22 protein-coding genes are annotated in these 19,741 nt (G+C 59.6%); 15 read left to right on the top strand and 7 right to left on the bottom strand.

Translation table 11 applies throughout. From position 1 onward, the window contains the following. The first annotated feature begins 43 nt into the window (after nt 1-43). Nucleotides 44-3,721 carry an autotransporter outer membrane beta-barrel domain-containing protein gene (locus SynNOUM97013_RS04360; RefSeq protein ID WP_186480927.1) on the top strand — a complete coding sequence of 1,226 codons (3,678 nt, stop codon included), beginning with the start codon at nt 44-46 and terminating at the stop codon, nt 3,719-3,721. A gap of 43 nt (nt 3,722-3,764) precedes the next feature. On the opposite strand, the gene SynNOUM97013_RS04365 is transcribed toward SynNOUM97013_RS04360, so the two are convergent. Further along, nucleotides 3,765-5,333 carry a glycoside hydrolase family 57 protein gene (locus SynNOUM97013_RS04365; protein ID WP_186480928.1) on the bottom strand — a complete coding sequence of 523 codons (1,569 nt, stop codon included), beginning with the start codon at nt 5,331-5,333 and terminating at the stop codon, nt 3,765-3,767. A gap of 128 nt (nt 5,334-5,461) precedes the next feature. Here SynNOUM97013_RS04365 and SynNOUM97013_RS04370 point away from each other — a divergent pair, with 128 nt between their 5' ends. Further along, nucleotides 5,462-7,084, top strand: a complete 1,623-nt coding sequence (locus tag SynNOUM97013_RS04370) for a 2-isopropylmalate synthase (RefSeq protein ID WP_186480929.1) — start codon at nt 5,462-5,464, stop codon at nt 7,082-7,084. Between the two features lie 4 nt (nt 7,085-7,088). Next, nucleotides 7,089-7,934, top strand: coding sequence for a carbohydrate ABC transporter permease (locus SynNOUM97013_RS04375; RefSeq protein ID WP_186480930.1), 846 nt, complete (start codon nt 7,089-7,091; stop codon nt 7,932-7,934). On the opposite strand, the gene SynNOUM97013_RS04380 is transcribed toward SynNOUM97013_RS04375, so the two are convergent. Together SynNOUM97013_RS04380 and SynNOUM97013_RS04385 are read right to left on the bottom strand one after the other, a co-directional pair. Further along, complete coding sequence (locus SynNOUM97013_RS04380) at nt 7,924-8,286, bottom strand: signal protein (protein WP_186480931.1); 363 nt, start codon at nt 8,284-8,286, stop codon at nt 7,924-7,926. The genes SynNOUM97013_RS04375 and SynNOUM97013_RS04380 overlap by 11 nt on opposite strands. Nucleotides 8,287-8,301: 15 nt before the next feature. Beyond that, the gene (locus tag SynNOUM97013_RS04385; RefSeq protein ID WP_186480932.1) at nt 8,302-8,778 is read right to left on the bottom strand and encodes a hypothetical protein; all 477 of its coding nucleotides are present in this window, start codon (nt 8,776-8,778) and stop codon (nt 8,302-8,304) included. A 75-nt stretch (nt 8,779-8,853) separates the two neighbouring features. Here SynNOUM97013_RS04385 and SynNOUM97013_RS04390 point away from each other — a divergent pair, with 75 nt between their 5' ends. Further along, the gene (locus SynNOUM97013_RS04390; RefSeq protein WP_186480933.1) at nt 8,854-9,099 is read left to right on the top strand and encodes a Nif11-like leader peptide family natural product precursor; all 246 of its coding nucleotides are present in this window, start codon (nt 8,854-8,856) and stop codon (nt 9,097-9,099) included. 125 nt (nt 9,100-9,224) lie between these two features. Then, nucleotides 9,225-9,506: a 2Fe-2S iron-sulfur cluster-binding protein gene (locus tag SynNOUM97013_RS04395; protein ID WP_186481428.1), complete on the top strand. Its 282-nt coding sequence runs from the start codon at nt 9,225-9,227 to the stop codon at nt 9,504-9,506. A 30-nt stretch (nt 9,507-9,536) separates the two neighbouring features. Here SynNOUM97013_RS04395 and SynNOUM97013_RS04400 read toward each other — a convergent pair whose 3' ends face one another. Further along, nucleotides 9,537-9,755, bottom strand: a complete 219-nt coding sequence (locus tag SynNOUM97013_RS04400) for a hypothetical protein (RefSeq protein WP_255442980.1) — start codon at nt 9,753-9,755, stop codon at nt 9,537-9,539. A gap of 50 nt (nt 9,756-9,805) precedes the next feature. Then, the gene (locus SynNOUM97013_RS04405) at nt 9,806-10,276 is read right to left on the bottom strand and encodes a hypothetical protein (RefSeq protein ID WP_186480934.1); all 471 of its coding nucleotides are present in this window, start codon (nt 10,274-10,276) and stop codon (nt 9,806-9,808) included. A gap of 83 nt (nt 10,277-10,359) precedes the next feature. Here SynNOUM97013_RS04405 and SynNOUM97013_RS04410 point away from each other — a divergent pair, with 83 nt between their 5' ends. From SynNOUM97013_RS04410 to SynNOUM97013_RS04435, 6 genes are all read left to right on the top strand, one after another. Further along, entirely contained in the window at nt 10,360-10,617 is a 258-nt protein-coding gene (locus SynNOUM97013_RS04410) for a hypothetical protein (protein WP_186480935.1), read from the top strand. Nucleotides 10,618-10,702: 85 nt separating this feature from the next. Further along, entirely contained in the window at nt 10,703-11,002 is a 300-nt protein-coding gene (locus tag SynNOUM97013_RS04415; RefSeq protein ID WP_186480936.1) for an MTH1187 family thiamine-binding protein, read from the top strand. Nucleotides 11,003-11,110: 108 nt separating this feature from the next. Continuing rightward, nucleotides 11,111-11,623 carry a hypothetical protein gene (locus SynNOUM97013_RS04420; protein ID WP_255443072.1) on the top strand — a complete coding sequence of 171 codons (513 nt, stop codon included), beginning with the start codon at nt 11,111-11,113 and terminating at the stop codon, nt 11,621-11,623. A gap of 8 nt (nt 11,624-11,631) precedes the next feature. Further along, nucleotides 11,632-11,949 carry a hypothetical protein gene (locus SynNOUM97013_RS04425; protein ID WP_186480938.1) on the top strand — a complete coding sequence of 106 codons (318 nt, stop codon included), beginning with the start codon at nt 11,632-11,634 and terminating at the stop codon, nt 11,947-11,949. Nucleotides 11,950-11,990: 41 nt separating this feature from the next. Further along, nucleotides 11,991-12,389 (top strand): hypothetical protein, encoded by a 399-nt coding sequence (locus tag SynNOUM97013_RS04430; protein ID WP_186480939.1) that lies wholly within the window; start codon nt 11,991-11,993, stop codon nt 12,387-12,389. After that, nucleotides 12,389-13,057: an RluA family pseudouridine synthase gene (locus tag SynNOUM97013_RS04435; RefSeq protein WP_186480940.1), complete on the top strand. Its 669-nt coding sequence runs from the start codon at nt 12,389-12,391 to the stop codon at nt 13,055-13,057. The genes SynNOUM97013_RS04430 and SynNOUM97013_RS04435 overlap by 1 nt, the downstream gene beginning before the upstream one ends. Here SynNOUM97013_RS04435 and SynNOUM97013_RS04440 read toward each other — a convergent pair. Further along, the gene (locus SynNOUM97013_RS04440) at nt 13,021-15,138 is read right to left on the bottom strand and encodes an HDIG domain-containing metalloprotein (RefSeq protein WP_186480941.1); all 2,118 of its coding nucleotides are present in this window, start codon (nt 15,136-15,138) and stop codon (nt 13,021-13,023) included. The genes SynNOUM97013_RS04435 and SynNOUM97013_RS04440 overlap by 37 nt on opposite strands. Nucleotides 15,139-15,196: 58 nt before the next feature. On the opposite strand from SynNOUM97013_RS04440, the gene folD reads away from it, so the two are divergent. The 4 genes from folD to SynNOUM97013_RS04460 are packed head-to-tail and all read left to right on the top strand — an operon-like array spanning nt 15,197 to nt 19,048. Next, nucleotides 15,197-16,078, top strand: a complete 882-nt coding sequence (folD, locus tag SynNOUM97013_RS04445) for a bifunctional methylenetetrahydrofolate dehydrogenase/methenyltetrahydrofolate cyclohydrolase FolD (protein WP_186480942.1) — start codon at nt 15,197-15,199, stop codon at nt 16,076-16,078. A 53-nt stretch (nt 16,079-16,131) separates the two neighbouring features. Continuing rightward, nucleotides 16,132-17,070 carry a geranylgeranyl diphosphate synthase CrtE gene (crtE, locus tag SynNOUM97013_RS04450; protein ID WP_186480943.1) on the top strand — a complete coding sequence of 313 codons (939 nt, stop codon included), beginning with the start codon at nt 16,132-16,134 and terminating at the stop codon, nt 17,068-17,070. An 11-nt stretch (nt 17,071-17,081) separates the two neighbouring features. Continuing rightward, entirely contained in the window at nt 17,082-17,579 is a 498-nt protein-coding gene (locus SynNOUM97013_RS04455) for a divergent PAP2 family protein (RefSeq protein WP_186481430.1), read from the top strand. Beyond that, complete coding sequence (locus tag SynNOUM97013_RS04460; RefSeq protein ID WP_186480944.1) at nt 17,576-19,048, top strand: AAA family ATPase; 1,473 nt, start codon at nt 17,576-17,578, stop codon at nt 19,046-19,048. Before SynNOUM97013_RS04455 ends, SynNOUM97013_RS04460 begins: the two co-directional genes overlap by 4 nt. On the opposite strand, the gene SynNOUM97013_RS04465 is transcribed toward SynNOUM97013_RS04460, so the two are convergent. Further along, nucleotides 19,035-19,721, bottom strand: a complete 687-nt coding sequence (locus tag SynNOUM97013_RS04465) for a GAP family protein (RefSeq protein ID WP_186480945.1) — start codon at nt 19,719-19,721, stop codon at nt 19,035-19,037. The two genes, SynNOUM97013_RS04460 and SynNOUM97013_RS04465, sit on opposite strands and share 14 nt — an antisense overlap. Nucleotides 19,722-19,741 lie beyond the last annotated feature (20 nt).

Below are 19,741 nucleotides of genomic sequence, written 5' to 3' on the forward strand. Positions count from 1 at the left end.
CGAACTTGCTGATTAATCTTTGTACTCCCTAGAGGAGTTTCAGATGACGGCGTCTTCCAGGTTGTTGTGGGGCGGATGTCTGCTGTTTGCTCTGTCTGCGTCCTGCAATCAGCTGGTTCTTGCTCAGTCTGTGGGCGAACCAGGTGTGGAGTCGGGTGAGTCGATCAGCGAAAATAAGAATTCATCGAACCCTCTAGATTTCGAGAAAAATGGAACATTGGGACCAGAAGGTCTCAGCTCTTCCTACCCAACCCTGATTGATTACAGAAATTTTAATACTGCCTTTTTGATTGGTAACGATGTTATCGAGATTCTGCAAAAACTTAATTTTGGTGCTGCTCAGGCCAATGATGGTGACTTTGGCTCAGAAGCTTCCAAGCTAGTCGATGAGCGTTATGTCAATCCTGGCCAAGTCCCTGAGGTGCCTTTTGGTTCAATGTTCGTGACGGGAGAAGGTAGCAATTTGCAGATTGGCCAATATCTACACTTTTCAACGCAATGTCAGGATTCACAAGCGAAGCCTGCTGGTTGCCCTTCCAAAGGTGAGATTAATCAATCTCCAGTCAGCTCAAATGACTACGTGGATGTCGGTGGGCAATTAACAATTTCTTACAGTGGAAATAATGTTGTGAATCGGGGGTTTCGAACCTTTGGAGGGAATGACGTTGTCTTAATCAGGACAACAGGTGATGTCAATATTGATGCTGACTTTGATTTGGGTGGTGGTAACGATCAGCTGAATCTGCAGGGGCTGATGACCGTTGGTTCGGATTTTATTGCTGGTAACGGTAACGACCAGATTGAGATGCCGGTTGGTAGTTACCTTGACGTTCGAGGTGACCTGATATTGGGTGATGGCCGGGATCGATTCATTTCCCGGGGCAAGATCAAGGTCGCTGGTGATTTAAATGCGGGCACTGGTGATGATCTAGTTGAGATTAGAGGAGAGAGTACTGTTGGCTATGGATCACTCATGGTTGAAGGCAGTGTTGAGCTTGGAGAAGGAAATGACACCTTCTTGCTCAAAGCCCCGCTGGATCTGCAGTACTCACCCTCTGAAATCAAAAAAAGATTGTTTTTTGATGTTGGTGATGATGTACTCGATGTGAGGCTCGCATCAACAAGGCTTTTGGTTGGTGCTGAAAGCGACAGAAAAGAGAAAAATTATAATATTAATTTCGGCGAAGGAAATGATACCTTGATTAATAAGGGGGATGTTTTTAGTGGTTGGGGGATTGTCTTCAATGGAGGAGATGTTGACGATCAAAGTGGTGAGTGGGGCGATTTAATCATTAATTATGAGAACGCAAAAATTTCCACTTATGCAGGAATCAATTTCAGTGGAAGTGGCCGTGGGACGATCGATAATCGGGGAACCATTGAGGTTGGCCTGGATCAAGCGAGGCAGATTATTTTTGGCGTAGGTAATGACCGAATCATCAATCGCAATGGTGGCGTCATCAATGTCAAAGGCAACATCAGAATGGGTGATGGTGATGATCTGATACTCAATGATGGCGTCATGGCTGCCACAAGAGGCATTGACATGGGTTCCGGCAATGACATGGTCAGGCTTGGAGGTGAATGCTTTTCATCAGATGGCAAATTCAGTCAATGCATCACGCTTGACAATGGTCAGTTTGTTGATGGAGGTGCTGGACGCGATACGCTCGAATTCAGTGATTCAAGTTTTTCGAGTAATATCCCTTTTGGCGTTGATGCATCTCAGCCGTCATCGTTCAGTCTTCAGCTGATTAATGCTGCTGTTATTTCGGATCGGTTCGTCAATTTCGAAAATCTGATTCAAGGTGAAGGCCGCTATCAATATGAGGGAGATTTTTCGAGCAATTTTGAAAGCGTTGTTGTCCGTAATGGTATTTTTGTTGCGAGTGAGAAGTCTCCAGCAACGTTTGAAAATCTCGTGTTGGAGTCCGATGGCACAATCATTGTTGGCATGATCAATTCGGGGTCTGATAGTGATGATCAGGCGCCGATTGTTGTTACGGGTGAAAAGGGATTTGTGTATTCCTCTGGAAGTTTCGTCATTAGTGCTGATCAGCAAGATGATCCAGAGGGCTCTTATTTTGTAATACAAGGTAATGTGATAAATGCAAAGGCTCTTGCTGCCAATGTGTCACTTGTGTATGACTGTGATTTGGACAATGCAGATTGCACTCAGCAACAGTTTTCAGGGCTCGGTCCGGAGAATGGTGTTGATTCTGCGTTGAGAGATGTCTATCTCGAAGAAGGGTCGCTGCAAATTGTTGTCGAACCTAAAGAATCCGCACCGTTTCCGATTAAGCCGGATCCGTTGCCTGGGTGTGATGTTGGTGATGATCTTTGTGATGTCATTAGCGATGTTGATGGTGATCAAGATGATGCAACTGATCAAGAGGAAGAGTCGTCGGCTGATGCGATCGATGGTTTGATTGATGGCTTGGTTGAGGATAAAATTGACCTGCCATTAATTAATTATGGAACTCTCGCCCGCCTAGTCACCAGTGGTTTGTTGCCGCGCAATGTGGATGCGCCGGGGCGGAGCTTGTTCAACTACAACAATTTGCTGGTGGACACGGTGTTCGAACGGTTGCCGTTGCGCCAGTTCCAGCCTGTTGAGGTGTCGGCGGTGGTGAACGAGGAGGCAGTGATGGAGGAGCCTGCGCCGGTGGCTGAGCCTGTATGTGGCTTGTGGAGCCAGCAGCCGGGCATGCAAGAGGAGCAGGTGCAAGCGTTTGTGGGCCAACAGATTGCGCAAGCTGAGGAGTTGGTGGAGACGTCGATCGCGATGGAGATCGATGCTGTGGGTTATGTCGAGGATCCATCGCTGACGGCGCAATACGCCAACCGAGATGGTGTGCGGGCTTGGTATCGCGGCTTTGGTGGTGATTTGGGCCCCACCACAACATCAACGCTCTATGGCGATTACAACGCCAGTGCCAGCGGCATGGTTCTGGGCGCGGATGTGTCGATTGGATCGAACGTGCAGATCGGCGCCTTCGCCAACTATGGCGATGTGTCGCTCTATCAGTTTTCTGGTGAGACCGGTTCGGGTGCCTGGAGTCCCACTGGGTGGGGCGGGGGCGTGACCGCCGACTGGTGGAGTGACAATTTCTATGTACAGGGTCTGATCTCGGCGTCGAGTTTTTCGGGCAGCCAGTCGCGCAACATCATTGCGATCAATGAGCAGTTAGGTGATGACACCGCGCGTGGCGAGAAGAACGTCACCAGCTATGCCTACGCCCTGCGGTTGGGAGCACCGTTCCAGAGCGGCAGTCTGCTGCTGGAGCCGCAGTTCACCGCGGCCTGGACGCAGAACCGGGAGAGCGGTTTCAAGGAGAACGGAGCGAATCAGCTGAACCTGCGCTACAGCAATCGCACCACTAATTTTCTGCAGACGGAACTGGGCATGAGGCTGGCGTTGCCGATCAAGAGCGGCGAGCGAGGTGAATGGGTGCCGAATCTGCGTGTGGCCTGGCTGGGTGATTGGGATATGAGTAATGAGGATCAATCGATTGGCTATGTCTTCACCGACAAAACAGTTGGTGTGGCACCGCTGGAAAACGATCAGAACGGTGTGCTGATTGAAGCGGGCTTGGATTACACGATGGCCAACATCAACAGCGGTTCCTGGAAGCTGTATGTGCGTGGTGGCGCTGAGGTGTGGGGCGGCGAGCGGGGAACGGACTGGCGCGCCAGCGGCGGCATGACCTGGCAGTTCTGATGTCGTGCTCCCCGTTTGAGGGGAGCTGGATGCGTGCGGATGGTTAAGGGCTGACCCTGGCCCAATCCGCCGGCTGAATCATTGGGAATAGGGCATCTTCCCGTTCCAGTTCATCCAGCCAGCCCTCCGGAAGATCCTCGCGGCCTTCGATGGCCGCCATCAAACGCCAGAAACGCTGGAGGTGACGTTCGATGCGTTCCTTCGCCAGTTCTGTGGTGGTCCCCGCTCTCAGGATGAAGCTCCAGTCGGATGACTGCGCTAGCAGCAGTTCGCGCCCCGCCTGATGGAGCAGGCGCAGATCCACTTCGCTGCCGACACCGCGGCTGCAGCGCTCCACCATGGCGCGACCAGCCCGGCTCCATTCAGGAATGATCCAGGCATTGGTTTCGTTGAGCCAGTAATCGTGAAAACCACCGCGTCCCCAGCTGGAGGGACAGGGATTGCACAGTTGCAGATTGGGTTGAGCACTCAGCACGCTGCGCAAGCTGGTGAAGCGAATGCCTTCGCTGGGTCCCTGACGGAACAGTTCCGCCAGGAAGCGGGGACCTTCGAACCACCAATGGCCAAAGAGTTCAGCGTCAAAAGGTGCCACCAGCAGGGGTTCGATGGCCATGCCGGCCTGCAACCGATCCAGTTGTTGGCGTCGGCCCTGTAGGAAATGCTGGGCATGCTCGCGGGTACGCTCCAGCGCCCTTTGGGGTTGGTAGGGCTGCTTGTCATCAAGCCCGCCGCTGGGATCGCTGACGCGGTGCAATTTCAGGCCAAGGGGTCTACCGGTGGGTAGCCCTTCGGAAGCAATGGTTTCCGCCGGGAGATCCCAGCCAAGGTCCCGGTGAAATTCCCGATACCAGGGGTCTCCTGGATAGCCATCTTTGGCAGACCACACCGGGAGCGTCGCGTCGCTGTCACGACCAAAAAAGGCCACCCCCTGACGGCTCACGATCGGGGCATACACCCCGTAGCGCGGTCGAGGGTCGGCATGGAGAAGACCATGGCCATCGAGCACGGCGTAGCGCAGGCCCGCGTCCCGCATCCAGCGGTCAAGACCTTCGTAGTAAGCGCATTCCGGCAGCCAGATCCCCAGTGGGCGTTCACCCAAAAGCCGGTGATGTTCCCGCACAGCCGTGCGCAACTGGGCACGCACCGCCTCCGGGTGCTCGCGCAGCAGGGGTAGATAGCCATGGGTGGCACCGCAGGTGAGCAGATCCAGCACACCCTGACGCTGGAGGGCTGCGAAGCGGCCGATCAGATCCCCTTCACATTGATGCCAGGAGCTCAGGTGGCGTTGAAAGCTGTCGGCCAGGTGTTCGGCGGCGACCTTGCGGTTGTCCGGTGTCTGCTTCAGCAGGCTGAGGCGGGCCTCCATCCAGGCCGGGAAGCGCTGCTGAAGGGTGCGATCCGACAGCAGCGACAGCAGCGTGGGGGACACCCCCATGGTCAGCTCGGGTGCCTGCTGCGGATCGGCTGCTGCGGTCTCCAGGGTCTCCAGCAGGGGCAGATAGCACTCGATCAGTGCTTGGAAGAACCAGTCCTCTTCCAGGGAGTGCGCTTCCTCTGCCCGCACATAGGGAAGGTGTGCGTGCAGAACAAGAGCGAGTGCCCCGGGTGCCACGATCCCGTCCCATCAATCGTGTGAATGTACCGGGATTCCTTCCGGGTTCTGCAGGAATCGACACTCTCACTCGCTTAGACTGGCCTAACTCATAGTCATTCCGACTAAATCGCGTCGAGGCTTTTGCCATGGCCCACGATCCAGGCCGCGTTTTGATCTTCGACACCACCCTCAGAGATGGTGAGCAATCTCCTGGAGCCAGCCTCAATCTCGAGGAAAAGCTGGCGATTGCTCAACAGCTGGCTCGGCTCGGCGTGGATGTGATCGAGGCTGGTTTTCCTTTCGCAAGCCCCGGGGATTTTGCCGCTGTGCAACGCATCGCCCAGCAGGTGGGTGGCGAAAACGGTCCGGTGATCTGCGGACTGGCGCGGGCATCCCGGGGGGATATCAAGGCCTGCGCGGATGCTGTTGCGCCTGCGCCCCGCAGGAGGATCCACACTTTCATCGCCACTAGCGACATCCACCTTGAGCACAAGCTGCGCAAGAGCCGCAAGGAGGTGCTTGCCATCGTTCCCGACATGGTGGCCTACGCCCGCTCCCTGGTGGATGACGTCGAGTTCTCCTGTGAGGACGCAGGCCGCAGTGATCCTGAGTTTTTGTATGAGGTGATTGAGGCTGCGATTGGAGCGGGTGCCAGCACCATCAATATTCCCGACACCGTCGGCTACACCACCCCGAGCGAATTCGGTGCACTGATCGCTGGCATTGATCAGCATGTACCGAACATTGCCGATGCGGTGTTGTCCGTCCATGGACACAACGACCTGGGGTTGGCGGTGGCCAACTTCCTCGAGGCGGTAAAAAATGGTGCGCGTCAGCTCGAATGCACGATCAACGGCATCGGTGAGCGGGCTGGCAATGCGGCACTGGAAGAGCTGGTGATGGCGCTTCATGTGCGCCGCCGCTACTTCAACCCTTTCTTTGGGCGCGAAGAGGATTCACCGACGCCGCTCACAGCGGTACGTACCGAAGAGATCACCAAAACCTCCCGTCTGGTGTCCAATCTCACCGGAATGGTGGTGCAGCCCAACAAGGCCATCGTTGGTGCCAATGCTTTCGCCCATGAATCCGGCATCCATCAGGACGGCGTTCTCAAGAACCGCCTCACTTATGAGATTGTCGACGCACGCACCGTCGGATTGACCGACAACAGGATCTCCCTGGGCAAGCTCAGCGGTCGCAGTGCCGTGCGTGCCCGTCTAGAGGAGCTGGGTTACAACCTCAGCCGAGAGGATCTCGATGATGCGTTCGCGCGATTCAAGGATCTGGCCGATCGCAAGCGGGAGATCACTGATCGTGATCTGGAAGCGATCGTTAGCGAGCAGGTGCAGCAGCCGGAAGCCCGCTATCAGCTCAAGTTGGTGCAGGTGAGCTGCGGGAGCAGCCTCAGCCCCACCGCCACCGTCACCCTGGCGGATGAAGACGGAGAAGAGCAGACCATGGCCTCTATCGGCACAGGACCCGTGGATGCCGTTTGCCGTGCGCTCAATGCCTTGGCGGGTGAACCCAATGAATTGGTCGAGTTTTCGGTCAAGTCCGTGACCGAAGGCATTGATGCCATGGGTGAAGTCACCATCCGCCTGCGACGCGATGGGGAGCTGTATTCCGGCCATTCCGCTGACACCGATGTGGTGGTAGCGGCGGCTCAGGCCTTCGTGAATGCCCTCAATCGTCTTGTCGCAGCGGCGGCCCAGCCGGCACTTCATCCTCAGCGGGATGCGGCGCCGCTGGATTCGAGCCCAGCCCGTTGAGTTGATGCAGGCGTCCCCAGGTCGTGCCGGCGTTCGTCCCGGTGCTCTGCTTCAGCTTCTGCTGCTGATCCTTCTGGCGCTGGCCGTTCTGGTGCCCCTGCTCTGGTTGGTGAGCACGTCACTCAAAGGACCGGCGGAGGACATCTTTACGAGTCCTCCGGCGCTGCTTCCCGTCCAGCCAAGTCTTGAGGCCTACTTTCGCCTGTTCCAGGACAATCCCCTGGGGCGTTATCTGCTCAACAGCGCGATCGTGAGCCTGGTAGCGGTGGTGGCCAACCTGCTCTTCTGTTCGTTGGCGGCGTACCCCCTCGCGCGCATGCGCTTCGCTGGTCGTGGCCTGGTACTTGGGTTGGTAGTCGCCACGATCCTGATCCCCTTCCAGGTGGTGATGATCCCGCTTTACCTGCTCATGGTTCAGCTGGGACTGCGCAACACGTTGCTGGCTCTGGTGATCCCGCAGGCCGCGACTGCTTTTGGGCTGTATCTCCTGCGTCAGAGCTTTCTTGGGGTGCCTGTGGAGCTGGAGGAGGCGGCCCGGATGGATGGTTGCAGCAAGCTCGGCGAGTGGTGGAACGTGATGATTCCGGCTGCGCGAGCCGACCTGATCACCCTGGCGATGTTTGTGTTTATCGGCACCTGGAGTGATTTCCTCTGGCCGCTGGTGATCCTCGATGATCCACAACTGTTCACCCTGCCCTTGGGGCTTCAGCAGTTGGCCAGTAGTTTTTCCCTCGATTGGCGCATCGTTGCCGCCGGCTCGGTGGTCTCGATTCTTCCCGTGCTGCTGCTGTTCATTCTTTTGCAGCGTTTCATCCTGCCCAGTGCCAGCGGTGATGCCGTCAAGGGGTGATGCTGGGCTCCGGCGGCGCCTGCAGGCCATCCGGACGAATGAAGGGGCTTGGGTTCAATCGCTCCAGCAGCCTCCGTTCGCGTTCCCGTGACCCGCTGCGCCAGCTTTCAAGGTCCAGGATCTTCCCCTGCAGTCGCCGTTGCCGGGATTGCAGGGCGCCCAATTGCTGTTCGATCAGCTGCTGACTGGTTTTTTGCTCTACGCGGTCAAACCCTTCCAGAACTTCGACGCGTTCGATGAGCTCCTGCAGCACCAAATTCTGACGTTGAACGGCTTGCCAGAGCACCACAAACAACACAATCAGCAGTGGGAATCCTGCGGCGGGAAGGATGAGCCAGAGGCGTTGACGCATGGGAGTTTCGCAGGTTTAGTTGCAACCTTGAACGGAAATCCGGTAGCTGAATCCTGTGGAATTGGGATCGCTGCCAGCGCCGATTTTGAAGTTCACCTGATTCACCTGCTTGCCTTGAGGAACGGTAAAAGGCCCGAACATCCTTCCTGTGCCGATGGGTGGGGTGAGTGATTCCTTGACCACCCGCAGATTGCTGCCATCTGTGAATTTCAGGAAGGCTTCCACTGGATAGGTGCCGCTGGCGGTTGAGTCCGCGGTGAAAAACAATTTGTAGCTCGTGTAAGGACCGTTCACAGCGAAGTCGGTGTTCCAGTTGGTGTGGCCGATGAGCTTCGCTTTCCCCACTCGTTTTTTGACAATGTCGCTGTTGCCGTCACCGCCGACTGGCGGCAGAAACTTGCAGGCGGCCTGCGTGGCAGACCAGCCAAGGTCGAGGCTGATCAGGCTGGCTCCAAGGCTTAGTGCGACTGCGCTCAGACGAGGGAGGGTCATAGAGATGTGCGGCACTTTCGCGATGTCTAGCAATGGTCTGATGAAATGAGTCCTGTACGCGTGAGGCTGCCGCCCATGTCTCTTCAGGATCTCGATGCCCTGCTGCAACGGCGAAAGGATGAGCCTGAACTGGCGCAACGTTTGGCGGAACCCCTGTCTTTGGACAACCTGATCGCGCTCGGACGTGAGCGTGGCCTCGTGATTACCGAGGAGGATGTTTTCCTGGCGCAGCAGCGAGAAGAGTCGTCGGTGTCCTCTTCCGAGTTGCAGCAACGCATGGCTGATGAGTCCAGACGCTTGCGCCATTTCATTCCTGGCTGACGACCACCTTTCCAGAGCTGAAGCCCACCGTTAAAGTCCTCGCCTGTGACTTGCGTCAGCGTTTCCTAACCGGCGTGACTGGATGGTGCATCACCGCCTACGAACAGTTTGGTGTTTTCAAGTTCATGGCTACTTTCACCATCACCCTCGAGGGCGGCAAAGGTTTTACCTGCGCAGATGACCAATACATTTTGGATGCAGCAGAAGAACAAGGAATTGATCTTCCTTATTCTTGCCGTGCTGGCGCCTGCAGCACTTGTGCTGGAAAAGTGACCGCTGGAAGTGTCGATCAGACTGACCAGAGCTTTCTGGATGATGAACAGATGGGCAATGGATTTGCCCTGTTGTGTGTGAGCTATCCGCTGTCAGATTGCACCATCAAGGCCGAGGTCGAAGACGAGCTCTGATCGAGTTGGTGGGCGTTGGTCCGTGCATGGTCAAATCATTTTCACAACATCGGGCGTCTGGCCGAACACTTCGCCGATCCAGATGGCATGGGTGACAGCACCGTCATGGGTGTGGAATTCCCAGGCTGATTCTGGACTGCTGCTGCGTTCGATCTCCTGACTCTCTTCGTTGACTCGCAGATAGTCACCCGTGCCCTCATGGCGGAGGACATAGCGCTCAAGGCGTTGTGTTCTCATCTTTGCTGTCATCCCTGCCTGATCAATGCCTAGCCAGCTCGCTGTGGCTGGTGACATCCACTTCAGCTTTTTGTGGGTTTTTCGTTGATCAATTGATTCTCCGTTTCCTGGTAGCGGGTGCTGCGAATCCAGTACAGGGGCTCAGCAAGGGTGATTCTCACCTGGTAGCCGCTATTGCGAAACCAGCGCTGTTCGCTTGGTGTCATCAGTGTTGGTTGGCACTGCCAGCGGTTCATCAGGTACGTCTCGATCAGGTCGGAGTCGGGTGGGGAGTCCTTTTGCCAATGGACCAGCGCCAGTTCTCGGGTCTCTGAGGTCAGGGTGGCGATCCGTCCGTTGGGCCCTGCGTCTAGGTCCGGTTCCACCTGTTCTTGCAGCTGTTCTCGGGCCACGAACAGACGGAGTGGACTTTCGCTGTCACGCCCCTCGAGGCAGTACTTGTCGAGGTACAGCCTTCTGGCACGGGCAAAGAGAGGTGCGGGAGCCCGGTTCAGCAGTGCCTCGTAGGCGTCGGCGAGGACTTGGCTGGGCATCGCAACAAGGTGGCTCGGTTCAGCATCCGCGATGGCGGGTCTGCATGTGCCGTGGAACACTGTAGACAGATGCAGAAGTGAACATGCCCGAGTCCGGTCGCCCGATGTACAGGCTCGTGGCGCTGGATGGAACACCGCACCCGGTGCTGGATGCCCCCTATGAATCGGTGGCGGCAGCTGAGGCGGCGGCGAGTCGCTGGTGTTCTGGGCAGGGACGATCCCTTTCCGTTTGCGAGCGCGGCATGGCACTCGAGGTGCAAACCCGATGCGGTGAGTGGCGCACGCTCGGTTATCCCAGTGCTTGTCTGATGAGGGGGCAGGAGCTTGGCGGTGGTCAGTGAGAGGCGTTTGAGCTGGCTTTGACAGGGATTCCTTGCGCCCTTCCACTTCCAGATCAAGCATGGTCGGGTGTGATGGGCGTGAGCCATGAACGTGAGTGTTGATCTCTGTTTGGTGCCGCTTGGGGTCGGTGTGTCTTTGGCTCCGTATGTGGCGATCTGTCAGGAGGTGATCGAGTCCTCGGGGCTCGAGCATCAATTGGGGCCGGATGGAACCGCCATCGAGGGCGAATGGGATGCCGTTTTCGCCTGCGTGAAGGCCTGCCATGAGCGTCTCCATGCCGAGGGGGTGCCGCGTTTGCATGCGTCGTTGAGGGTGAACACCCGGGTCGATCGCGTCCAGTCTTTCCGCGACAAGGTGGACAGCGTGCGCCGATTGGCGCCCTGAATTCGGCGAACGGGGATGCCATTTTCGTCCAGCGCGTCTTGAATGAGACCAGGGATTGGATGCTTTGCTTTGTTGGGTCTTCCTCCATCAAGTCGGCTGCCAGTCGCTGTGGCGCTCGTGCTGGCGTTGTTGGCTCCCCTCCATCCAGGCCGCGCCAGGGCGGACACGTGGGATCGCATCGGCCGCTATGCCGCTCTGATTCGGCGAGCGGGCACGGACACGATGGTGGCCAAGGATTGTCCTGAAACGCTGCTCGGGGCGTTTCATGCTCCCCGGAACGCCCTGCTTCTGTGTGCCAACAATCTCGAGGATGATCCGCGGCAGGTTTGGGTGGTGCTGGCCCATGAGTCCGCCCACGTGATGCAGCACTGCCACGGTGCACCGCTTCTTGCGGACCATCAGGTGGGCGATGCACTGGCGAGGATCGAAGCTCAATCCAGTTCGGCATTCCAGGAGCTGCGTTTGTATCACCAGTCTCAGCGCCGTGATGAGATCGAAGCGCGCTTGGTGCAGGGCATGCCCCCTGCCGAAGTGGAAGCGCTGTTCCGCAGTTTCTGTGCCGAAGAGTTGCGGGGTGGCGGTCCCATCCCACCCCTGGAATCACCGTTGTCCCCACCTTGATGACTGCCATGAAGGAGGAACCCATCACCCCCAGCGCTGGCCCCACGCTCGATGCGCAAGGCCGCTTGACCTACATCGGAGAGGACGGGCAGCGCTATGTCGTTTTCGATGCGCTGGAGCTGGATCACCAGGCATCCATGCGTGTGGCCAATGCGCTCCGCGACGCAGGGTTGCTGATGGATCAGATCGAGAGCCTTGCGCGACGCTGGATGGATCAGGTGTCTGCTGAGGCCCTCAGTCGCGAGGATGCACTTGATTTGCTGCTGGCGACTCTCGAAACCGACCTTGAAGATGAAGCCGCGTCTGCGGATGGGGTCATCGATTAATCCAGCAGACCGTACGGTGAGCACATCTGTGCACGCTTTTGATGGGTCCCCGGATGCGCGGTTACTGGTTCATGACCTGGCTCGGTCTGGTGGCCAATCTCTTGGCGCTTCCTGCGATTGGTGTGCTGGCGTTTCGTCCCGATAGCTCAGCCGGTTTTCAGGCCACCAACATCAGCCTGGCGTTCTCCCTGGCCTGGCCGGCCACGATCGTCGGCATCGTCGCCTGTGCCGGTCTGCTGGCACAGCGCGGCTGGGGTGTGATTCTGGCGATCGTCGCGCTCTCGATGAGTCTTGCGGGCTCCCTCCCGTACGGCATTGTTCGCCTGGCCATGGGGGCTCAGCCTGCCGTCGGTCTTTGGTCCGTTCTGCTGGCCGTGCTTCATGTTCTCGCCCTGATCTACTGGTGTCGTTCTGAACATCGGCGGGGCGGCCGGCTCTGATGGGTGAGCTCTCTGGCATTCCGCTGGTGCTTTGCCATCCACGCTTTCTTGTGGTGCAGAAACCTGCAGGTTTGCTCAGTCAGCCAGGACTCGGGGCCGATCAGCAGGATTCGCTGATCACGCGGCTTCAGCGCTGCTGCCAGCAGCTTTCTCTGGTGCACCGGCTGGATCGCGACACCTCCGGGCTGTTAGTGGTGGCCCGCGACCCAGACAGCCTGCGTGATCTGAGTGCTCTCTTTGCGGCCCGTCGGGTGCAGAAGCTGTACTTAGCTGATGTGGTGGGAACGGTTGATAAGCAGCGGGGTTGCCAGGATCAACCCCTGGCCCGGCTGGAGAGGCATCCACCGCGTTACGGCCCGCATCCCGATGGCAAGCCTTGTCGCACGCTTTGGCGTCAGCGCGCTCGGTTGGCAGGAACAACGCGCCTTTGGCTGCGCCCGCTCACCGGCCGTTCGCATCAGCTGCGGGCCCATCTCGCTGCGATGGGAACACCGATTGTTGACGATCCCATCTACGGCCTCTCCGGCGGAGGCAGTCCGGGGCCGATGCGGTTGCACGCGCTGGCGTTGAGTTTGCCGAATCTCGACGGCCCGGGTCGTGTGCGGGTCAGGGCGCAACTCCCCGGTTGGGCTCAGGCAGAGAATCGTCGCTTGGCAGGAATCGGATAAGGGATGCGGCGGTGACGCATCCGTCGCCACACCCGCACAAAGGAATGCATCACCAGTTCCAGTTCAGCCCGGCTGAGACTGCTCTGGGTCAGCTGACCATCGCTGATCCGAGCTTCAACGATCCGCTTCACCGTGTTCTTGGCTTCCTGTTCGCTGGTGTCGGGTGGCAGGGAACGCAGGGCTGCTTCACAGCCGTCAGCCAGCATCATGATTCCCGTCTCTTTGGAACGGGGCGTCGGTCCGTGGTAGCGGAACCGTGCTTCCGCAACGTTCGGGTCCTTCTCTCGGGCCTGGTGCAGGAAATAGCCCATCCGCAGCGTTCCCTGATGCTCAGGAATGAAGTCGGCGATCGGGCGAGGCAGCCGGTGACGTCGCGCCAGCTTGAGGCCCTCGTCCACATGGGCCTGAAGCACCCCGGCGCTGGCCAGCGGATCGTTCAGTCGGGTGTGGGGGTTCTCCCCGCTGGTCTGGTTCTCGATGAACCAGTCGGGGGCATGCAGTTTGCCCACATCGTGATAGAGCGAGCCTGTGCGGATCAGATCAACATCGGCACCGATGGCACGGGCTCCTTCTTCGGCCAGTCCGCAGATCATCAGGGTGTGCTCGAAGGTGCCAGGGGCTTCGGAGGAAAGCCGCCGGAGCAACGGTCGCTCCTGGTCGGCCAGCTCCATCAACCGGGCTCGGGTCAGGAGGCCGAAGGAGCTCTCGAGCAGAGGAATGACCAGGATGGCCAGCATCATCATCAGCCCAAGCAGCAGTGCTTCCGGTGCGCGGTTGCCCGCATTCGGGAGCAGCGGCATCCAGGAACCAGTGAGGGATAACCCCCCTTGAGAGGGCAACAGCAACTCAGCCAGCCAAGCACCGATCGGCAAGAGCACCGCCAGTTGGAGCAGCTGGGCACGGCTGCGCAGGCGGCCCGCCTGAATGGCCGCGACGGTGGCTGTCGCAGCAGCGATCAGCAGTCTTCCCTCACCCAGTCCTGTGACAGGCGTCGGCCAGAGCAGGCTGGCCATGGCAAGCCAGGCCAAGGCACTCGTGGTTCCCAAACCCTGCGCCAAAAGCAAGGTGGGCGGCACGATCACCGCCAGAGGGCTGACGGAAGCTCCGAACCACAGCTTGCAGGTTTGGCTCAGTAGCAGCAGCCCGAGTGCCAACAAGCCGTGGGGTGCCTCAAGGCAAGGACGTTCCCTGCGCATCACCAGCAGCAGCACACCGCAACCGGCGAGCGCTTCGGTGAAATGGCTGATCCACAGACCGAGCTTCGGACGTCGATTGACCATGCCGAAGTAATCCAGCACGTCGTAGGCCTGAGAGCTGATCGGCTCCCCCTTGCGGGTGATCACATCGCCTTTGGTCACTTCGATGGTGGGGATTCCCTGCTGCGTGATCAGTTCCTCGATCAGCTTCTGGCTGCGCAGGGGGTCGGTTTGCAGATTGCTGGTGCCTTGGAGTGTTGTTGTCAGCAGCTTGCTGCCCAGGCTGCGCGCTGCCGGGGTCTTGGTGGCCTTAATCCCCTTGAGCTGAAGTGCCGTCGATTGCTGCAGTTGTTCCAGGGCGAGATTGTTGACCAGCCCCTGGCTGAGCATGCGGTCCAGGGCCCGGCGCAGCGCCATGTCCCATTGGCGACCTTGTTCAGGGGTGCGTTGTTCAAGCCATTGCTGTTCATCGGCCGAGAGATTGACGGGGCCGATCCGCTCAGCCTCCTCACTGTTGGCCACCCGTTCCAGTTCGCTCAGATATCGCTCCAGTCGCATGCGGATCTGCTGGTTTTCGGCGGGATTGAGCACCTGAACAAAGGTGCTGGAACCAAGGCTGGAGCGGCGTTGCTCCAGTGCTTCGCTGTCCACCACCCGCGCTTCTTTGGGCGCCACTGCATCGAACGGAGCGGTCAGTCCCGGTCGTAGGTCCGGTTCCACCAGCCATGGCCAGCTCGAGACCAGTGCCACCAGCACACACAGGATCAGTAGTGCGCTTTTCTGCACGCGGCTCCAGCGCAGCACGGGGCGACGCGGCGATTCACTCCGCAACCAGGATCTCCAGAGCCGTGACAGGCGGTGCGAGCGCAACTCAACGGACGGCATCCAGACCAAACGCTAGCTCTGCCGGAGCGGCATGCTGGATTCAATGGCAAACAAGGCAATGGCCCTCAGATTGGATGGCAAGGCGCTGGCCAAAGAACTCGAACAGCGGTTGCAGGCGCAGATCCAATCCGCATGCTCTGTAGCGGGGCGTCCACCTGGTTTGGCTGTGTTGCGGGTGGGGGACGACCCTGCCAGTGCCGTCTATGTCTCCAACAAGGAGAAAGCCTGTGCCCGGATCGGCGTGGAGAGCTTCGGATCCCACTTGCCCGCTGATGCAACAGCAGCCCAGGTGTTGGAGGCCATCTGCGCTCTCAATGCCGATGAACGGGTGGACGGGATCCTGCTGCAACTGCCCCTCCCTGAGGGGTTGGATGAAACGCCATTGCTTGCCGCTATTGATCCGGAGAAAGATGCCGATGGACTGCACACCCTGAATCTGGGTCGGCTGCTCAAGGGCGAACCTGGCCCGCGCAGTTGCACCCCGGCCGGTGTGATGGCGATGCTGCGCAGTCAGGGCATCGATCCATCCGGAAAGCGGGCTGTGGTGGTTGGGCGCAGCATCCTGGTCGGCCAGCCGATGGCGCTGATGCTCCAGGCCGCCAATGCCACGGTCACCGTGGCCCATTCACGCACCCGCGATCTGGCCGCTGTGACTCGTCAGGCCGAGATCCTGGTCGTGGCCGCCGGTCGTCCCGAAATGCTGGGGGCTGACCATGTCAGTCCCGGCACAGTGGTGGTGGATGTCGGCATCCATCGCAGACCCGAGGGCGGGCTTTGTGGTGATGTGAAAGCTGCCGAACTGGAGCCGATCGTGGCGGCCCTGTCCCCGGTGCCTGGAGGTGTGGGGCCCATGACGGTCACCATGCTGTTGGTGAACACGGTGGTGGCCTGGTGCCGGCGTCACCAGATCGATCACGATCTTGCCGATCTGATCGTGTGATGCTCCTGTGATGGCCAGTGGCCTGACAGAATTCCGCCAGCATTGCGCTCCCCATGACCGCAACGGCGACGAGTCCTGAAGGTGTTCCGCCGTCGGGTGAGCCCAAACTCAGCTTCGATTTCAACGCTTACTTGAGCAGCGCTCGCGAACGCGTGGAAGCGGCTCTTGACGCCTCGATGGGGCCTGAGCGGCCGGAATCCCTGCGGGAATCCATGCGCTACTCGCTGCTGGCCGGCGGCAAGCGGTTGCGTCCGATCCTCTGCCTTGCCGCTTGCGAGTTGGTGGGGGGCGACGCTGCGTTGGCCATGCCCACGGCCGTGGCGTTGGAGATGATCCACACCATGTCGCTGATCCACGACGATCTGCCGGCGATGGACAACGACGATCTGCGGCGCGGCCGTCCGACCAATCACAAGGTCTATGGCGATGCCATGGCGATCTTGGCCGGTGATGCGCTGCTCAGCCGTGCCTTCGAGATGGTGGCCGTCCGCAGCAAAGGGGTGTCTCCCGATCGGTTGGTTCAGGTGGTGGGCGAGCTGGCGCTGGTGTCTGGTGCTCCCGGGCTGGTGGGCGGTCAGGTGGTGGATCTGGAGAGTGAAGGCAAACAGGTCGATCTGGAGACGCTGGAGTACATCCATCTCCATAAAACGGCAGCGTTGCTGCGGGCCTGTGTGGTGACGGGTGCACTGATCGGTGGTGCCGATGCGCAGCAGGTATCGGCCATGCGGACCTATGCCAACGGCATCGGCCTGGCGTTCCAGATCATTGACGACATCCTGGATGTCACGGCAAGCAGCGAGGTACTGGGCAAGACCGCTGGCAAGGATCTGGTCGCCGACAAGACCACCTATCCGAAGTTGCTCGGCCTTGAGTCATCCCGATCCCGGGCCCTGGAGCTGGTGGCAGAAGCCAAGTCGGCGCTCGAACCCTGGAAAGACAAGGCACAACCGCTTCTGGCCCTGGCTGATTACGTTGCCAGCCGTGATCGTTGATCATGGCGGTCATGACCGTGCCCATGCCCCTGCAGATTCTCGATAATGCCGTTCTGGCCTGGGGCCTTGCGGCCTGTGGGCTGGCTCAGCTCTCCAAACTGGTGATTGAACTGGTGCTGCACCGCCGTTGGCGCCCTGCGGTGCTGATTGAAACTGGTGGGATGCCCTCCAGTCACTCGGCTCTGGTGACCGGTACGGCGACGGCGGTGGGTTGGCAGGACGGCTTCAACTCGGCTGCATTTGCGTTGGCCGCCACTGTGGCGTTCGTGGTGATGTACGACGCCAGTGGTGTTCGTCGGGCCGCCGGTTTCACGGCCGAACGGGTGAATGCGCTGCCCGATGCCGTGTGGGACACGGTTCCTGAGAAACCACTCAAGGAACGGCTGGGGCATTCCCGCACCGAAGTGTTGGTGGGAAGCCTGATGGGTCCGGCGATCGCCTTGACCGGTCTGACCTTTGTGGGTTCTCCGCTTCAGTTAGCGCACACCATCGCCAACGCTCTGGGGTGACATCGCCTCCCCATGCCGAACTGAGCCTCACGCAGGATCAGACCCTGGCCGCCGCTGCCTTCTCCGACTGGCTGCAGCAGAAGGATGCTGGACTGCCCTTCGTGTTGAGCGGTTTCGCCGGTAGCGGCAAGACCTTCCTCTCCATGCGCCTGCTGCGTGAAGTGGAGGCCAGTGGTCTGTGCTGGACCGTGGTGGCTCCCACCCATAAGGCCGTCGGCGTGTTGCGCCAGGCGCTGACACTTGAGGGCTTGCACCCCACCTGGTATCCCTCCACGATTCACCGCTTGTTGCGCTTGAAGCTCAAGCGCCAGGGGGACCGGGAGCTCTGCGAAGCCACCGAGCAGACCGCTGCTGCCTTGGAGCATCTGGGATTGGTGCTGATCGATGAGGCCTCGATGGTCGACAGCTCGTTGTTGTCGATCGCCTTGCAATGCGCTCATCCCTTCAAGACGCGTTTGGTGTTTGTGGGTGATCCCGCCCAGTTGCCGCCGGTGGGTGAAAGCGACAGCCCTGTGTTTGCCATGAACCGGGCTGTCACCGCCTGCCTGCGCCAGGTTGTGCGGCATCAGGGTCCTGTGCTGCAGCTGGCCAGTTGCCTGCGCGATGGGCGACTGCCCTGTGAAGTGCCGCCGATCATGCCGCCCGTGCGCACCGAGCTCGGTCAGGTGGGGGTGTTGAACCGCAACGACTGGCTGGAGCGAGCCAAGGAGGGTCTGCGTCAGGCCGCGGCCTGCGACAACCCTGACGCCGCCAGGATCCTTTGCTTCACCAATCGCCGTCTGGAGGCGCTGGTACCTCATGCCCGCCGGGCGATTCATGGGGAGATGGCCGACCAGATGGCGGTGTTGCCGGGTGAGGTGTTGATCACCCGCACGGCGGTGATGGCCCCCGCGTCACGGGATGGTGGTGAAACGGGTGAGGAGCCCGATCTGGTGTTGGGCTCCAACCGCGAGGTGGTGGTGGAAGACGTGACACCGGAACGCTGTGACCTGGCTGAGTTCGGCGTGGCCGGAGACACGCAGCTGTCACTGGCTGGCCTGGGAGCTCCTGTGATCGAAACCCTCAATGCCCGGGTGCGCAGCGGTGAATTGGAGCTCAATCTGCGCCTGCAGCCTCCATCAGGCAGCCAGGCCAGGCAGCAGTTGGATGCCTTGATGAAGCGTCTGGCACAGGAGGCGCGCGAGGCCGGCAAGCGCGGTGGCCGGTCGTTGTGGCGCCGGTATTTTCTGGTCAGAGATGCCTTCGCCTCGCTGGGACCTGCCGCTGTGCTCACGGTGCATCGCAGCCAGGGCAGCAGCTTCGGTGAGGTCTTCGTCGCCGACGACGTGTTCTGGCCGCAGGACCAGGCTCTCCGTAAGCAACTCGTTTACGTGGCAGTCAGTCGGGCCAGAGAGGGGGTTTGGCTGGCCGGTCGCTCTGCCCCGGCAGAGATGGCTGAGCGCTGGACGACAGCGCTCAGGTCAGAGTGAGCCCGCTCACACCTTGCCAGCCCAGGTAGATCCCCAGCCCAAGGCTGAGCCCGCCGACGACCAGTTCGCCCCGAGCGAAGAGCACGGTTTTGCCCTTCTCCAGCAAAGGAATCACCTTGTCGCGTCCGATGATCACGGCGACCAAGGGAGCCAGCAGGAACAGACTGGCGCCAACCGTGAATGCGAGCAGGCCGACTGCTTCCTGCCAGGTGGGCAGCTGGGCGGACAGCACCACCCCGGCTGATTTGGCGAAGAGCACCAGATCATCGGGGCTGATGAGCTCACCGACGGTTCCCAGCAGCAGCAGCAGTGGCAGCGGCATGGCCACGAACCGGTCAATTCCCTTGGTCCAGCCGGGAGGCTCACTGCCTTCCGTGACTGATTTGATCAATTCCCGTCCGCCGACGGCGACCAAGGCGCCACCTGCCAGAAGATCCAAGCCTGTGCGGTGATGGGAGCCATGGCTCATGTCCAGCACGAGGGCGTGTCCCACGGTTACCAGCAGGGTTGCAGCCACCAGGGTGGTCACCACCCAGCCGGCCACAAACCAGCCTCCTCGCTTGATCGGTTGGGGGCCAAGCAGCAGCAGCAGCAACACGGCGATATGGATCGGCGAAAGGCCAATTCCGGTGCCGTAGGCCAGCAATTCAGCCCAGAGGGTGGTGTCGCTCATCAGAACCGGCCTTCGGCGGG

It is taken from the genome of Synechococcus sp. NOUM97013, from assembly GCF_014279815.1.
Classification (GTDB): domain Bacteria; phylum Cyanobacteriota; class Cyanobacteriia; order PCC-6307; family Cyanobiaceae; genus Synechococcus_C.

Excerpts from the sequence above, each read along its gene's own strand:
- SynNOUM97013_RS04360 (WP_186480927.1), top strand. The coding sequence starts at position 44 with ATGACGGCGTCTTCCAGGTTGTTGTGGGGCGGATGTCTGCTGTTTGCT.
- SynNOUM97013_RS04370 (WP_186480929.1), top strand. The coding sequence starts at position 5,462 with ATGGCCCACGATCCAGGCCGCGTTTTGATCTTCGACACCACCCTCAGA.
- SynNOUM97013_RS04375 (WP_186480930.1), top strand. The coding sequence starts at position 7,089 with ATGCAGGCGTCCCCAGGTCGTGCCGGCGTTCGTCCCGGTGCTCTGCTT.
- SynNOUM97013_RS04380 (WP_186480931.1), bottom strand. The coding sequence starts at position 8,286 with ATGCGTCAACGCCTCTGGCTCATCCTTCCCGCCGCAGGATTCCCACTG.
- SynNOUM97013_RS04385 (WP_186480932.1), bottom strand. The coding sequence starts at position 8,778 with ATGACCCTCCCTCGTCTGAGCGCAGTCGCACTAAGCCTTGGAGCCAGC.
- SynNOUM97013_RS04390 (WP_186480933.1), top strand. The coding sequence starts at position 8,854 with ATGTCTCTTCAGGATCTCGATGCCCTGCTGCAACGGCGAAAGGATGAG.
- SynNOUM97013_RS04395 (WP_186481428.1), top strand. The coding sequence starts at position 9,225 with ATGGCTACTTTCACCATCACCCTCGAGGGCGGCAAAGGTTTTACCTGC.
- SynNOUM97013_RS04400 (WP_255442980.1), bottom strand. The coding sequence starts at position 9,755 with ATGACAGCAAAGATGAGAACACAACGCCTTGAGCGCTATGTCCTCCGC.
- SynNOUM97013_RS04405 (WP_186480934.1), bottom strand. The coding sequence starts at position 10,276 with ATGCCCAGCCAAGTCCTCGCCGACGCCTACGAGGCACTGCTGAACCGG.
- SynNOUM97013_RS04410 (WP_186480935.1), top strand. The coding sequence starts at position 10,360 with ATGCCCGAGTCCGGTCGCCCGATGTACAGGCTCGTGGCGCTGGATGGA.
- SynNOUM97013_RS04415 (WP_186480936.1), top strand. The coding sequence starts at position 10,703 with ATGAACGTGAGTGTTGATCTCTGTTTGGTGCCGCTTGGGGTCGGTGTG.
- SynNOUM97013_RS04425 (WP_186480938.1), top strand. The coding sequence starts at position 11,632 with ATGAAGGAGGAACCCATCACCCCCAGCGCTGGCCCCACGCTCGATGCG.
- SynNOUM97013_RS04430 (WP_186480939.1), top strand. The coding sequence starts at position 11,991 with ATGGGTCCCCGGATGCGCGGTTACTGGTTCATGACCTGGCTCGGTCTG.
- SynNOUM97013_RS04435 (WP_186480940.1), top strand. The coding sequence starts at position 12,389 with ATGGGTGAGCTCTCTGGCATTCCGCTGGTGCTTTGCCATCCACGCTTT.
- SynNOUM97013_RS04440 (WP_186480941.1), bottom strand. The coding sequence starts at position 15,138 with ATGCCGTCCGTTGAGTTGCGCTCGCACCGCCTGTCACGGCTCTGGAGA.
- folD (WP_186480942.1), top strand. The coding sequence starts at position 15,197 with ATGGCCCTCAGATTGGATGGCAAGGCGCTGGCCAAAGAACTCGAACAG.
- crtE (WP_186480943.1), top strand. The coding sequence starts at position 16,132 with ATGACCGCAACGGCGACGAGTCCTGAAGGTGTTCCGCCGTCGGGTGAG.
- SynNOUM97013_RS04455 (WP_186481430.1), top strand. The coding sequence starts at position 17,082 with ATGACCGTGCCCATGCCCCTGCAGATTCTCGATAATGCCGTTCTGGCC.
- SynNOUM97013_RS04465 (WP_186480945.1), bottom strand. The coding sequence starts at position 19,721 with ATGAGCGACACCACCCTCTGGGCTGAATTGCTGGCCTACGGCACCGGA.